This window comes from Delftia sp. WSY_10, from assembly GCF_043104705.1.
GTDB classification, from domain to species: Bacteria; Pseudomonadota; Gammaproteobacteria; order Burkholderiales; family Burkholderiaceae_C; genus Comamonas; species Comamonas tsuruhatensis.
Genome location: NZ_JBICKY010000015.1, coordinates 449,452 through 462,791 on the forward strand (window position 1 = coordinate 449,452; position 13,340 = coordinate 462,791).

The 13,340-nt window shown below is 68.8% G+C and carries 14 protein-coding genes; 7 read left to right on the plus strand and 7 right to left on the minus strand.

Features of this window, described 5'->3' with window-relative positions; translation table 11 throughout:
* Positions 1-11: 11 nt before the first annotated feature.
* Positions 12-695, minus strand: coding sequence for a GntR family transcriptional regulator (locus tag ACF8ML_RS08515; RefSeq protein WP_392406952.1), 684 nt, complete (start codon positions 693-695; stop codon positions 12-14).
* A 167-nt stretch (positions 696-862) separates the two neighbouring features.
* Here ACF8ML_RS08515 and pcaC point away from each other — a divergent pair, with 167 nt between their 5' ends.
* The 3 genes from pcaC (at position 863) to ACF8ML_RS08530 (ending at position 3,251) form a co-directional block, all read left to right on the plus strand.
* Positions 863-1,261 (plus strand): 4-carboxymuconolactone decarboxylase, encoded by a 399-nt coding sequence (gene pcaC / locus ACF8ML_RS08520; protein WP_392406954.1) that lies wholly within the window; start codon positions 863-865, stop codon positions 1,259-1,261.
* Positions 1,262-1,271: 10 nt separating this feature from the next.
* On the plus strand, positions 1,272-2,135 hold the full coding sequence (locus tag ACF8ML_RS08525; protein WP_192368149.1) for an NAD(P)-dependent oxidoreductase: 864 nt from the start codon (positions 1,272-1,274) through the stop codon (positions 2,133-2,135).
* A gap of 132 nt (positions 2,136-2,267) precedes the next feature.
* Positions 2,268-3,251 (plus strand): tripartite tricarboxylate transporter substrate binding protein BugD, encoded by a 984-nt coding sequence (locus ACF8ML_RS08530; RefSeq protein WP_016454061.1) that lies wholly within the window; start codon positions 2,268-2,270, stop codon positions 3,249-3,251.
* Between the two features lie 173 nt (positions 3,252-3,424).
* On the opposite strand, the gene ACF8ML_RS08535 is transcribed toward ACF8ML_RS08530, so the two are convergent.
* From ACF8ML_RS08535 to ACF8ML_RS08545, 3 genes are read right to left on the minus strand one after another with little or no spacing between them, the layout of a single operon-like run.
* On the minus strand, positions 3,425-3,637 hold the full coding sequence (locus tag ACF8ML_RS08535; RefSeq protein ID WP_016454060.1) for a DUF2788 domain-containing protein: 213 nt from the start codon (positions 3,635-3,637) through the stop codon (positions 3,425-3,427).
* 55 nt (positions 3,638-3,692) lie between these two features.
* Entirely contained in the window at positions 3,693-4,526 is an 834-nt protein-coding gene (locus tag ACF8ML_RS08540; RefSeq protein ID WP_374005627.1) for a DUF2189 domain-containing protein, read from the minus strand.
* 30 nt (positions 4,527-4,556) lie between these two features.
* Positions 4,557-5,327: an HAD family hydrolase gene (locus ACF8ML_RS08545; protein WP_141834014.1), complete on the minus strand. Its 771-nt coding sequence runs from the start codon at positions 5,325-5,327 to the stop codon at positions 4,557-4,559.
* A gap of 91 nt (positions 5,328-5,418) precedes the next feature.
* On the opposite strand from ACF8ML_RS08545, the gene hemH reads away from it, so the two are divergent.
* The 4 genes from hemH to ACF8ML_RS08565 all read left to right on the plus strand — a co-directional run bounded on the left by hemH (position 5,419) and on the right by ACF8ML_RS08565 (position 9,013).
* Positions 5,419-6,516: a ferrochelatase gene (hemH, locus tag ACF8ML_RS08550; RefSeq protein WP_374005628.1), complete on the plus strand. Its 1,098-nt coding sequence runs from the start codon at positions 5,419-5,421 to the stop codon at positions 6,514-6,516.
* Positions 6,517-6,662: 146 nt separating this feature from the next.
* A complete protein-coding gene (locus ACF8ML_RS08555) occupies positions 6,663-7,637 on the plus strand; it encodes a sulfurtransferase (protein ID WP_374005629.1) in 975 nt (324 codons plus the stop codon).
* Between the two features lie 93 nt (positions 7,638-7,730).
* Positions 7,731-8,828: a YeeE/YedE thiosulfate transporter family protein gene (locus ACF8ML_RS08560; RefSeq protein ID WP_043823824.1), complete on the plus strand. Its 1,098-nt coding sequence runs from the start codon at positions 7,731-7,733 to the stop codon at positions 8,826-8,828.
* Positions 8,829-8,839: 11 nt separating this feature from the next.
* On the plus strand, positions 8,840-9,013 hold the full coding sequence (locus ACF8ML_RS08565) for a hypothetical protein (RefSeq protein WP_016449605.1): 174 nt from the start codon (positions 8,840-8,842) through the stop codon (positions 9,011-9,013).
* Between the two features lie 13 nt (positions 9,014-9,026).
* Here the strand turns inward: ACF8ML_RS08565 and ACF8ML_RS08570 are convergent, their stop codons facing one another.
* From ACF8ML_RS08570 to ACF8ML_RS08580, 3 genes are all read right to left on the minus strand, one after another.
* Complete coding sequence (locus ACF8ML_RS08570) at positions 9,027-10,022, minus strand: rhodanese-like domain-containing protein (protein WP_016449606.1); 996 nt, start codon at positions 10,020-10,022, stop codon at positions 9,027-9,029.
* Positions 10,023-10,132: 110 nt separating this feature from the next.
* Entirely contained in the window at positions 10,133-11,053 is a 921-nt protein-coding gene (locus ACF8ML_RS08575; RefSeq protein ID WP_288899361.1) for an alpha/beta fold hydrolase, read from the minus strand.
* Positions 11,054-11,115: 62 nt separating this feature from the next.
* Positions 11,116-13,320 (minus strand): 3-hydroxybutyrate oligomer hydrolase family protein, encoded by a 2,205-nt coding sequence (locus tag ACF8ML_RS08580; protein WP_061289074.1) that lies wholly within the window; start codon positions 13,318-13,320, stop codon positions 11,116-11,118.
* Positions 13,321-13,340 lie beyond the last annotated feature (20 nt).

Sequence of the window (13,340 nt, forward strand, 5' to 3'; positions counted from 1 at the left end):
AGGCCCCGGTATCAGCTGGCCGGGCCTGCCTTCTCGGCCATGGCGCGCAACACGCCCTGGCTGGCCTTTTGCACATGCTCGGCGCTCAGGCGCGCAGCCTGGTCCGCGTCGCCCTGCTCTATTGCCGCCACGATGGCATCCAGCTCGGCCAGCGTCTGCGGCAGGCGCCCGGGCTGGGACATGGAGATGCGCCGCAGCACCGTCACGCGGTTGTTCAGCTGCCGCAGCATCTGGCCGGCCACCAGATTGCCGCAGCCCTCGATCAGGATGTCGTAGAACTGGTTCTTGATCGCCAGCAGGGCCACCTTGTCGCTGGCCACGGCGGGCACGGCCAGCTCGCCCAGCTTGGCGCGCAGCGCGGCGCGCTGGCCTGCCGAGGCATGCAGCGCAAAGCCCCGGCTGGCCAGCGCCTCCAGGCTGGCCCGCACCTCGTAGATATCGCGCACTTCCTGCACCGAGATGTCCGTGACCTCGGGGCCGCGGTGCGGAACGATGGTGATCAGCCCCTCGGCCTGCAGGTGCTGCAGGGACTCGCGCAGGCACGAACGGCTCACATCAAGGCTCTCGCACAGCTCGCGCTCGGACAGCTTCTGGCCCGGCGCAAACACGCCATCGAGGATGGCCGTGCGCAGGGTCTGCGTCGTGCGCTGGCGCAGCGACGTTTCTTCGCGGGGGACACGCAGCATCTGGTTCATGGGATGAATCCTACCTGCCAATCCAGGGGCCGGGCGGACTGACGGATTGTCATACACGCACCTGCCGCGGCAGGCAATCCCGATTTTCATCAAGTAGGATTGTCTGACAATCTGATTAAATCCATTCCACCGAAAGACACCTTCACCGCCTTCCATCAGGAGTTTTCATGACCCGAGCCTACGCCCCCAAGAACCCCACCCTCTTCGACCAGGGCCTGTCCACCCGCCGTGAGGTGCTGGGCGCCGAGTATGTCGATGCGTCCATCCAGAACGCCACGGACTTCAATATCGACATGCAGGAGCTGGTCACCCAGTACTGCTGGGGCGATGTCTGGAACCGCCCAGGCCTGGACCGCAGGACGCGCTCCTTCCTGAACCTGGCCATGATCACGGCGCTGAACCGCCCGCATGAACTCAAGCTGCATGTGCGCGGCGCCATCAACAACGGCCTGAGCAAGGACGAAATCAAGGAGGTCTTCCTGCAGACCGCCATCTACTGCGGCGTGCCGGCCGCCATCGACTCCTTCCGCGTGGCGTCGGAAGTCTTCAAAGAGATGGACATCTGAGGCACGCAGCATGACCACCATAGGATTCATCGGCCTCGGAATGATGGGCCAGCCCATGGCCCACCTGCTGCACGCCGCAGGGCACGCCCTGGTCATCCGGGACGCCGTGCCCGCTGCCACCGCACGATTCGCGCAGGAACATGCGGGTGTGGCCGTGGCATCCGGCGCGGCCGACTTTGCCGGCTGCAGCGTGGTCTTCACCATGCTGCCCGACTCCCGCATCGTCGATGCCGTGGTCGGCGAACTGGCACCGCACCTGCCGCCCGGCGCCTGCATCATCGACATGAGCTCGGCCGACCCCAACCGCACGCGCGCGCTAGCCGGCCTGCTGAGCGAGCGCGGCATCGGGCTGCTGGATGCGCCGGTCTCCGGCGGCGTCAAGCGCGCCATTGCGGGCACGCTGTCCATCATGGTCGGGGGCGATGCGGACCTGCTCGCCCAGCACCTGCCGCTGCTGCAACGCATGGGCCAGGCCATCACCCATGTCGGCCCCGTGGGCGCGGGCCATGCGCTCAAGGCGCTGAACAACTATGTCTCGGCAGCGGCCCTGATCGCCACGGCCGAGGCCATCCACGCAGGCGCGGCCTTCGGCATTGCGCCGGCCACCATCGTGGACGTGATCAACGCCTCCACCGGCAAGAACAACACCACCGAAAACAAGGCCCACCAGTTCATGCTGAACGGCGCCTTCAACTCGGGCTTCTCGCTGGCGCTGCAGGCCAAGGACGTGGGCATTGCCCTGTCGCTGGGCCAGGCCATGCACACGCCCATGGCACTGGCCGAACAGGTCAGCGCCATGGCGGCCGAGGCCTCCAGATCCCTGGGACCCGCCGCCGACCACACCGAGCTGTACAGGTACGTGGCCCCGGCCTGAGCCTGCGCCGTCTCGCCGTCGTCAAGGGCCGCATGCGGCCCTTGCCTTCCTGCCTCACGCCACCAAACACGCCACCGACAACCGGCCGCACAGAGCCGGCGGCCCCTGCACGCGCCTCCAGGAGACAAACCCATGCGCCCCCTCATCCGCAATCCCCTCGCCCAGACCCTTCTCGCCGCCGCGCTGGCAGCAGCCAGCCTTGCCGCCCAGGCCTTCCCCAACAAGCCCGTCACCATCGTCGTTCCCTACGCGGCCGGAGGCTCCACCGACGTGCTGGCCCGCGTGCTGGCCGAGGCCATGACGCGCGACCTGGGCCAGCAGGTCATCGTCGAGAACCTGGGCGGCGCCGGTGGCACCATCGGCACCAGCCGCGTCACACGCGCCCAGGCCGACGGCCACACCCTGCTGCTGCACAACATGGGCATCGCCACGGCGCCCGCGCTCTACAGCAAGCTCGCTTTCGATGTGAGGCGCGACCTGGAACCCATCGCGCTGGCCGGCGACGTGCCCATGATCCTGGTGCGCAGCAAAGGCTTTGCGCCCGCCACGCTGGCGGACTTCATCGCCCACATGAAGGCCAAGCCGGGCGAAGTGCGCTTCTCGCATGCCGGCGTAGGCGCCACCTCCCACCTGTGCGCCATGCTGCTGCTGCAGACCACCTCCACCGAGGCCACCCTGGTGCCCTACCGTGGCACGGGTCCGGCCCTGCAGGACCTAGTGGCAGGCAATGTCGATGTCATCTGCGACCAGCCCGTGGCCACCGGCCCGCACATACAGGCGGGCATGCTCAAGGGCTACGCCGTCGCCACGCGCGAACGCCTGCCCTCCCTGCCCGATGTGCCCACCTTCGCGCAGGCAGGCCAGCCCGGCTTCGAGCTTGCCGTATGGCACGGCCTGTACGCCCCGCGAGGCACGCCCCAGGCCGTCATCGAGCGCCTCAACAAATCGCTGCGCACCGCCCTGGCCGAACCCGCCCTGGTCAAGCGCTTCACGGACATGAGCGTCATCATCCCGCCCGCAGACCGCCTTACCCCCGACGCCCTGCGCCAGCACACCGCCGCAGAAATCAAGCGCTGGGACCCGGTGATCAAGGCTGCGGGGGCCAAGGCGGAATAGAGGCGCAGCAAGGAGCAGGCAGGCCAGGAAGATAGGCGCGCTGAGCAGGGCACAAAAACCGACGCAGCCCAAAGCCTGGGACACCGAGCAAGGGCCGCCCCGCCGCGAGGGTGTCGTCCCCCTCCCGCGAAGCGAGAGAGGGGGAAGCCGCGCAGCGGCTCAGGGGGTGACGATCATTTTTCCATCCACCACTGGATGACGATCTTGGCGACGTAGCCGACAAAGCCCACGCCCAGACCCAGGAAGATCACGAAGGTGCCGAACTTTCCTGCCTTGGACTGGCGTGCCAGCTGCAGGATGATGAACACCATGAAGAGGATGAAGGCCCCCACGCCGTAGGTGAGGAAGAAATGGGCGATCTGTTCTTCTGTATACCCGAATATCACGACAACACCGTCCTACCTCCTCCCCTGCAAGTCCGGTCAGGCCGGGCGGTCCGGCTCAGCGCGCCGCAAAGGTCGACGCATCCACCAGGTCGCGGTACGCATGCCAGCTCGCGTGCCCCAGCAGGGGCATCACGGCCACCAGTCCCAGCAGCCAGCTGCCCAGGCCCAGCAGGGTCAACAACACAATGAGGGCGGCCCACAGTGCCAGAGGCACAGGGTTGGCCAGCACGGCCAACCAACTGGTCAGCACGGCCTGGCGCACCGTCACCCGCCTGTCCAGCATCAGCGGCATGGCCACCACGCTGGACGCAAAAATAGGCGCTGCCAGAAAACTGCCCAGCGCCAGCCATATCGCAAACAACTGCCCGTCGCGGGCCAGCACCACGTGCTGCACGAAATCCGCCGGAGTGGCAATGCGCACGGGCGAGAGCACGGTGATCAGCGACGCCGACACCAGCACCCAGCCCGTGGCCGCCAGCGACAGCAGCAGTCCGAACTGCACCAGGCACCAGTAGCCGCCCTGCCCCTCGGCCTTGGACGCGTGGCCGCTTTGCCAGCGCATCCAGGTGCTGCGCACCAGGGACAGGTCGGCGCGCTCGCCACGCTCCAGCGCACGGCTGATGGCGTAGAGGCTGGTTGCCACGACAGGGCCGACGATCAGGAACCCCGACAGGGCCCCAGCCATCAGCCAAAAGCGATTGTGCCCCAGCGTCAAGATCAAAAACCCGATCAAGGTCAAGACCAGGCCATGTGCCAGGCTCAGCCAGGGCGCCCTGGCCATGTCGCGCGCGCCACGCGCCAGCCAGCTCAGGGGGTGTTTCCAGCCGATGCTGCGCACGGCGGGGAGGACGGGGGGGTGGAAGAAAGCGGTGCTGTGGCTGGTGGGCATGGCATGGCGCGGCTTCGCGGGCAGGCAGGGTCAGCTGTCAGCCAGCCCCTGGCACAACTGCGCAAGGCTGGCCACCGTGACGTGGGGCGTGGACCCCTCGTGAGGCCATGCTACGCCCGTGCGGTTGAGCCAGACTGCGTGCATACCCGCATCCATGGCGCCCAGCGCATCGAGCCGCGCGTCGTCGCCAATGTGCAGCACCTCGTCAGGCGCCACGCCAGCCGCCGCCGCTGCCGCGTGGAAAAAGCGCACATCGGGCTTGGCCATGCCGGCCTTGCTGGCGCTCAGCGCGGCATGGAAATGCTCGCCGATGCCCACCACATGCACGCTGGCGTTGCCATTGCTCAAGGCCACCACGGGCCAGCGCGCGGCCAGGAACTGCAGGGCGGGCAGCGCGTCCTCGTACAGGTCCACGCGCTGGCGCTCGGCAAAGAAAAGATCGAAGGCCGGCTCGGCCAGCGCGCCGTCGTCGCCATTGCGCTGCAGCGCCAGGCGGATGGACTCGCGGCGCAGGCCGCTCAGGTCGTGGGCCAGGTCCGGGCGGTCACGCTCGATCTGCACGCGGATGGCGCGCAGGGTGGCCACGTCGCGCAGCGCTGCGGCCGTGGTGGGCGCATGGGCGTGCAGCCAGTCCAGCAGCACCTGTTCGGCGCGCGAGATGGCTGGCCACACGGGCCACAGCGTGTCGTCCAGGTCGATGGAAATGGCGCGGATGCGGCCGCTGCGGCGCAGCTGCTGCAATGCGGCCAATGCAGGGTCAAGAGAGGATTCGGCGAGGGGGGCGATGGTGGCTTGGGACATGGTTCGAGCATAGCGAAGGCAGCCGTTGCCGGCAGCAGCCGGGTCATCCGACTCGCGTGGCAGGCGGCTCCGTCCTGCCACAATCGGGTCCATGCCATCCCGCTTTGCGCCAGAACCCCCATTCCGCCACGACCAACCCCAGCGCACCGCCGTGCTGCTGTGCAACCTTGGAACGCCCGACGCGCCCACGGCCCCGGCCGTGCGCCGCTACCTGGCGCAATTCCTGGGCGACGACCGCGTGGTCGAGATCCCCAGGATTGCCTGGCTGCCCATCCTGCACGGCATCATCCTGCGCACGCGGCCGGCCAAGTCGGCTGCCAAGTACGCCACCGTCTGGCATGAGAAGGACGGCTCCCCCCTTCAGCACTGGAGCGCGCGCCAGGCCCTGCTGCTGCGCGGCTGGCTGGGCGAGGCCGGGCACAACGTGCTGGTGCGCCATGCCATGCGCTACGGCAACCCGTCCATCCCCAGCGTGCTCGATGCCCTCAAGGCCGAGGGCGCCACGCGCATCCTCATCCTGCCGCTGTACCCGCAGTACTCGGGCACGACCACGGCCAGCGTGTTCGACGCGGTCTACGACTGGGCCCGCACCCAGCGCCATATTCCCGAGCTGCGCTTCGTCAACCACTACCACGACGACGCCGCCTACATCGACGCGCTGGCCCAGCGCATCGAGGCCCATTGGCGCAGCAACGGCCGTGGCGAGAAACTGGTCATGAGCTTTCACGGCGTGCCCGAGCGCACGCTGCACCTGGGCGACCCCTACCACTGCGAATCGCGCAAGACCGCACGCCTGCTGGCCGAGCGCCTGGGCCTGTCGCCCTCGCAATACCTGGTGACCTTCCAGTCGCGCTTTGGCAAGGCCAAATGGCTGGAGCCCTATACCGAGCCTTCGCTGATCGAGTTGGCACGCAGCGGCACCAAACGGGTGGACGTGGTCTGCCCCGGCTTCACCAGCGACTGCCTGGAAACGCTGGAGGAAATCAGCCAGGAAGCGCGCGAGGCCTTCATGCATGCCGGTGGCGAGCAGTTCGAGTTCATTGCCTGCCTCAACGACAGCGCGCCCTGGATCACGGCGCTGAGCCGCATCGCCCAGCAGCATATGCAGGGCTGGCCCACGCAGAAGGCGCCGCAGGCCGAACTGGACGCCAGCCTGGAGCGCGCCAAGGCCGTGGGCGCACAGCGCTGAGGCCGTTCTGCATCTTCTGCGCCGCGCCATATAACCCTGCCTCATGAGCAGAATGCATAAGCGTCTTTGTATATAGATGCTGCAAGCGGGACAATTGCACTCCAGTTGCTTGTTCCGCCGGTCTTCCATGACCGGCCCCAGCCATCATGACCAAGACCTTTTCCCCCGCTCTGCGCCTGGCGGCCCCGCTGCTGGCGCTGGGCCTTGCCTGCACCGCCTTCGGCACGGCCCACGCCGCCGAACCCCTGCTCACCCCTGCCGGCGTGCAGGCAGCCGCCGGCCAGGACGCCGTGCGCATCATCGACATCCGCGATCCCAAGGCCTATGGCGAGCGCCACATTCCCGGTGCGCTCAATGCCCCCTACGGCAAATGGCGCGGCCCCGCCACCAACCCCGGTGAGCTGCCCGAGCTGCCCAAGCTCACCGAACTCGTGCAGTCCCTGGGGCTGACGCCGGCCACCCACGCCATCGTGGTCTCGTCGGGTGCGGACGCCACCGACTTCGGCGCCGCAGCGCGCGTGTACTGGACGCTCAAGCTGCTGGGCCTCAAGGAGCTGTCCGTGCTCAACGGCGGCATGAAGGCCTGGAACGAGCAAAAGCTCCCGCAGGACAACGAGGCCGTCAAAGTGGCCCGCAGCAGCTACCAGCCCCAGCTCGACACCAGCCTGATCGCCACGCGCGAGGACGTGGGCCAGCACGTCAAGCTCAGCAACGCCGCCCTGGTGGACTCGCGCCCCGACGCCTTCTACCAGGGCAAGACGCGCGCGCCCGCCGCCAAGCTCTCGGGCACCCTGCCCGGTGCGCAGCAGCTGGACTTCAACCAGTGGTTCGTGCCCGGCACCTCCACCTTTGTCGATACCGCCACGGCCAAGCAGATTGCGGCCAAGGTCAAGCGCGAGCAGGGCCAGGACATGGTGGCCTTCTGCAACACCGGCCACTGGGCGGCCACCGACTGGTTCGGCCTGTCCGAAGTCGCAGGCCTGCCGGGCGTCAAGCTGTATGCGGGTTCCATGGTGGACTGGACGCAGCAGGCCGATGCACCGCCCATGGCCAACCAGCCCGGCCGCGCCGAATCCCTGGCCTACGACGCCAAGCAGTGGTGGGAAAAAAAGTTCAAATAAACACCCCTTGAGGCGCTTGCGCGCCTCCCCCCCGTGGCACGGCGCCTCTCTACCCGCTTCGCGGGGGAGGGCGACTGCATGGAGAAAAATGATATGAAACGACTTCCTCTTGCGGCCATCCTGGCCGTTTTCTTTGGCTGGCTGCTGTGGAGCGTCTCGGTGCGCCAGGCCGCGCTGTTCGCCGTGGGCCTGGGCCTGGGCGCGGTGCTGGCCGGCAAGCGCTTCGGCTTCACCACCGGCTGGCGCATGCTGATCGAGGACAAGGACGCCAGCGGCGTCTTCGGCCAGTTGCTGCTGCTGGCGCTGGCCGCCGCGCTGGCCATGCCGCTGCTGGGCCACTATCCCGAACTCACGGCTGCCCTGGGCCCGCCCAGCATCAGCCTGCTGGTGGGTGCCTTCGTCTTCGGCCTGTGCATGCAGATCGCGGACGGCTGCGGCAGCGGCACGCTGTACAAGGCCGGCATGGGCATTCCCATGAATGCGGCCATCCTGCCCGTGTTTGCCATCGGCAGCTTCCTGGGCAGCCTGCACCTGGGCTGGTGGCTGGACCTGGGCAACACCCAGCCCGTGGGCCTGGTCACGGCCTGGGGCTGGGCCCCTGCCCTGCTGGCCACGCTGGCGGCGCTGGCCGTGGTCGCGCTGGGCGTGGCCTGGTATGTGCGTGGCGCCAACATGGCACTCAAGCGCCCGGCCAAGCCGCTGTTCGTGCGCAAGTGGGTGGTGGGCGCGGTGCTGCTGGCCGTGCTGGCCACGCTCAACCTCGTCATTGCGGGCCAGCCCTGGGGCGTGGTCTACGGCTTCGGCCTGTGGGCCGCCAAGATCGCCAACGCCACGGGCGCCGTGGACCTGGCCGGCAACTGGTTCTGGAGCCAGCCCGGCAACGCCGCGCGCCTGCATGAGACCGTGCTGCTGGACGTGACCAGCATCACCAACATCGGCATCCTGGGCGGCGCCCTGTGGGTGGCTGCCGCCAAGCCCGTCAATGCCAAGCCGCTCACTGGCACGCAATGGATGGTGGCCCTGGTGGCAGGCCTGGTGCTGGGCTACAGCTCGCGCCTGGCTTTCGGCTGCAATGTGGGCGCCATGCTCTCGGGCATCTCCACGGGCAGCATCCACGGCTGGATCTGGGTGCCGCTGGCCTTTGCCGGCACCATCTTCGGCCTGCGCATCCGCCGCCACTTCAACTTCTGAAAGGACCCGCCATGACACAACAGAACAGCCTGCGCGCGGTCTTCTGGGCCGTGCTCGTCCTCTTCCTGGCCTGGGACCACCTGCACTCGCCCCCCGTGGACCTGCGCTTCGAGGCACCGCTGATCGCGGCCGGCTCGGGCAAAGCCACGCAAGGCGGGCACTGCTCGATGCCGGCGGGCAAATAGACCAAGACCAAGGTCAGGGGACGCTGGGCGCCGGCCCCTCATCCGCGCCAGCCGTCACGGGCAGCGGCGCGGTTTCCACATCGAAGCCGGCCGCCTGCCAGGCCTTGAGGCCGCCCACCAGCGGGCGCACGTTGGCGAAGCCCGCGCGCTGCAGCTGGCGCGCCAGCCGCGCGGCCGAGATTTCATTGGGACAGTCGCAATAGACCACCACCCCGTGAGGATGGTCGTGCTGGGGCAGCAGGTGCGCATGCGACTCGCCGCCATCGCGCGGGCGCAGCTCCCAGGACTGTGCACCCGGGATATGGCCCTGGCGGTACTGCGGCAGGGCGCGCACATCGATCACCGTGGGCTGCATGCCCTGGGCATGCAGGCCCGCCAGCTCGCGCACCGACATGCGCGGCATGCGCAATGAACGCACCATGCGATGGCGCTGCCACCACTTGCGCACGATGAACAGCCCCAGCGCCACGGCCAGCAGCAACAGGCCCCACTGGCCCAGCGCGGTGAGCACGCCCAGCAGGTCTTCCACCGTGGAGCTGAACAGCGAGCCCAGGTACACGGCCGACCCTACCCAGATCAGCGCACCCAGCCCGTCATACAGCACGAAGCTGCGCAGCGGCGTGCCCATCACGCCGGCCAGCGCGCTGGCGATGGAGGCGAAGCCCGGCACGAACTTGGCCACCAGCAGCGACCTTGCGCCCCAGCGGCCATAGACGGTCTCGGTCTGGCGGATGCAGGCATCGGGCGACAGCGAGATGCGGCAGATGCGTCCCAGCACACGGTGGCCGTAGGCCTTGCCGGCCTGGTACCAGAACAGGTCGGCAATCAGCGCCGCGCTCACGGCCACGGCCACCAGCCACAGCAGGCGCACCCAGTCGGCGCCTTCCAGCGCACCGGTCACGACCAGCACCGGGTAGGCCGGAATCGGCGCGCCCAATTGCTCGACGAACACATTGAGAAAGACGATGCCGAAGCCGTACTCGCGGATCAGCTCCACCAGAAAACCCATGTCAGGCCTCTCTTGCCCAGACGGTGCCCGCACCCGAAAAAGAAGGCGAGGCTGCACCCGTCGCAAATGCTAGCGCGGCAGCAACATCCGCGCCCGGCCCGGGTTGATGCTCAGCCGCGCTGCAGATGCTCCAGCACCCATTGCCAGTGCGCGGGCACGTTCAGCGCCGGCGCATGGCCGCAGCCGGGCACCTCCTGCCAGTGCAGCAGGCCGCGCGCGCCGGGGCCGCGCGTGGTCATTTCCCTGGCCACCTCGGGCAGCACCAGGTCCGAGTCCACACCCCGCAGCAGCAGCACGGGGATCTGCAGGGCGTCGTAGTGCGGCCAGATGCCGTAGTCGTCGTCATGGGCCGTGAACTGCTCGATCATGGCCGGGTCGTAGTGCGGCGTGACGCGCCCATCGGGCAGGCGGCGCACGCTGGTTTCGGTGAGCTTGCGCCACTCTGCCTCGCTGAGCCAGCCATAGGGCCGGTAGGCCTGGCGAAAGAAGGCCTCCAGCTCGCCCACCGTATCGAAGGCCGGGGGCTGGCCCGCATAGGACCTGATGCGCGCCAGCGCTGACTCGGCCAGTTGCGGCGCATTGTCGTTGAGCACCAGCGTCGCAATGCGTGCGCGCAGCGAAGGCTCGAACAGGCCCGAGGCGCAGACCGTGCCGATGGCCCCGCCCATGGACGTGCCCACCCAATGCGCGCGCTCCAGCCCCAGCGCATCGAACAGCCCGCGCGCAATGCGGGCGTAGAAGCCCAGCCGGTATTCCTCGCGCGGCGCGCGGCTCCACTGGCTCAGGCCCCGGCCCAGCGTGTCGGGGCAGACCACGCGCCAGCCCTGCCCCGCCAGGAACTGCGCCAGCGCATCCATGTCGCGCCCCGTGCGTGCCAGCCCGTGCCAGGCGATGACCGTACCTGCAGGCTCCGCGCCGGGCGCAGGCTGCCAGTCCATGTAGTGGATCTCATAGCCCGAGCAGTGCGCGTAGCGGGAATCCGGCACGGCAACAAAAGGGGATGCGGACGAGGGTGATGCTGTGGAAGCCATGGAAGAAATCTCTGTGCAGGAGCGGCCGGCCGCCGTGGCAGCCGGCCGCCCCGGGGCCTGGCTCACTCAGGGATGCGGATCAGCCCGTCGCTGACCTCGATGGTGTTGGCCGTTGCGGGCCGCGTCACGAAGGGCGGCACCTGGGCCGCCGTGATGGCAGGCGCCGCGCCCGGCTGGCCGCCGCGCGGTGTGGTGCGCACCACCTGGCTGGCGGGCAGCGCGGTGCTGCTGCGCAGGTTGGCCCACACGGCATCCATGGCCTGGTTGAAGTACGGGTGCAGCGGCACGAAGCGCGTGTCGAAGCCCGAGAACGGCAGGAAGGCATCGAAATGCTGGGCATTCACCACCTCGATATAGCGCAGCCGCGTGCTGGAGCCATCCAGGCCACGGTTGAGCACCGTGTAGGCGCGCGCATTGTGGTTGACCGGCACCAGCGCATCGCTGCGGCCCGCCACGATGATGGTGGGCTTGCCGCGCAGCCTGCCGGTATGCAGCACCTCGTTGATGCCGGCGCGCACGGCGTCGCTCTGGGCGCGCGTGGGCACGCTGCTCTCGGACAGGTTGAAGCCGGTCACCGGATCGAAGCCCGTCACCAGCGCGTGCTGGCACAGCGCGTTGTCCAGCCCGAAGTCGGCCACGCGCGTGGAGGGCGACACGGCAAACTGCCAGGCCTTGGCCCCGCCCACCGAGTCGTTGTAGACCACCGTGGCGGGCGTGCCGTTGGCCGTGCCATTGGCCGTGGCAAAGCTCTGGGCCAGCGCGGCCCCCGTGGCGGGCACCACGTCGCCCGTGGCATTGGCGGCCGCAAAGCTGGTGCGGCACAGGTTGGCATCCACGCCAAACCGGCCATAGGCCATGGTGTACATGGCCGACAGGATGGGGCCGTTGCCCAGCGCGTAGTGGGCGTTGTGCATGCGGTCGTGGTCACGCGTCCAGCCGTACAGGCGCAGCTTGCTCAGCGCATTGGCGGCACGGTCGGCCGTGGTGGCGCCGATGACCAGGCCCTTGGCGGCCAGGCTGGTGCAGCGTGCCTCGGCACGCGCCGTCATGGCGGTGAGGCCTATGTAGTTGAAGATCGAGGTCTCGGTCAGCGCCGCATCGGGCGCCAGCGCCGCGCAGGGCTGGTAGATGTTGCCGTAGGTGGTGTACTCGGCCAGCGTGCGGCCCGGGTTGGGCATGGTCGCATTGCCCACGGCAATGGTGTAGCCCTGGCGCGTGGGCATCTCGGTCACGGGTTCGGAGGCCACCACGCCGTCGATCAGGCCGTCCGTATCCAGCTCGGCCGCGCGCAGCACGGCCGCGCCGCCGTTGGAGGCCGAGCCCGCCAGCACCAGCGTGTTGTCCTTGCCGAAGGGCACGGGGTCCTGCGTGGTGCCATAGCGGGCATTGAGCACGTACAGCGCATAGCGGGCCGCGGCCAGCGTGTCGTTGCCCCAGTCCTTTTCAGGGTTCTGCTGGGAATGCGCGTGCTTGATGGCAATGCGGTTGGGAAACGCCGCGTTGTAGGCGGCGCGCGCCGCATCGGTCAGCCGTGCGGCAAAGAAGGACAGGCTGCCGGCATCCGTGCGCGTGGCGCGGGTGCCGTCCAGCTTGTTGACGGTGTCGTCGCTCAGGTTGTGCAGGCCCACGCCCTTGCCCGCGTCGGTCAGCGCCACGGCGCAGCCCTTTTTCAGGCCCCACTCGCCCGCCGTGCCGATGGCGCCATACACGCCGCGCGAGCCCGAGGACGGGCCCAGCACGATGCAGGGCCGGTTGCGGTCAAAGCTGTCCGGCACCTGCACGGCCACCATGGTCTGCTTGCGGCCCGTGCCGTCGTCCAGCACGGCCAGGTACTCGCGCCCGGGGATCAGCCCTTCGCCCGCAGTCACCTGCCCGTCTGCCGTGATGTTGGGGCCGTACAGCGTGCCGTAGCCGCCGCCCGCCGTGGGGTCCAGGATGCCCCGGTAGTTGGAGTACAGCGCATTGCGCCGCAGCTCCGCCGCCGTGGGATTGGCCGGGTCCGCGTACAGGGGCGCAGCTGCGGCGCCCAGGCCCGTCTTGCCCAGGCCGCCCGTCAGCAAGTCCTGCGTGGCTGCCGTGGCACCCGTGCCGGTGGCCGTGGCCGGATACACCGTGGCGCCCAGCTCGGTAAAGCCCTTGGGCAGGTCGTTGCTGGGCTCACGCTCGCCGCTGCCGCAGGCCGCCAGCGCGGCCGCCGCCAGCGCCGTGACGGCCCAGCGCCACGGGGTTGCAGGAATCGACGACACCATCTCTTCACGCTTCAACATGCCCATCTCCTTGTGGTAGT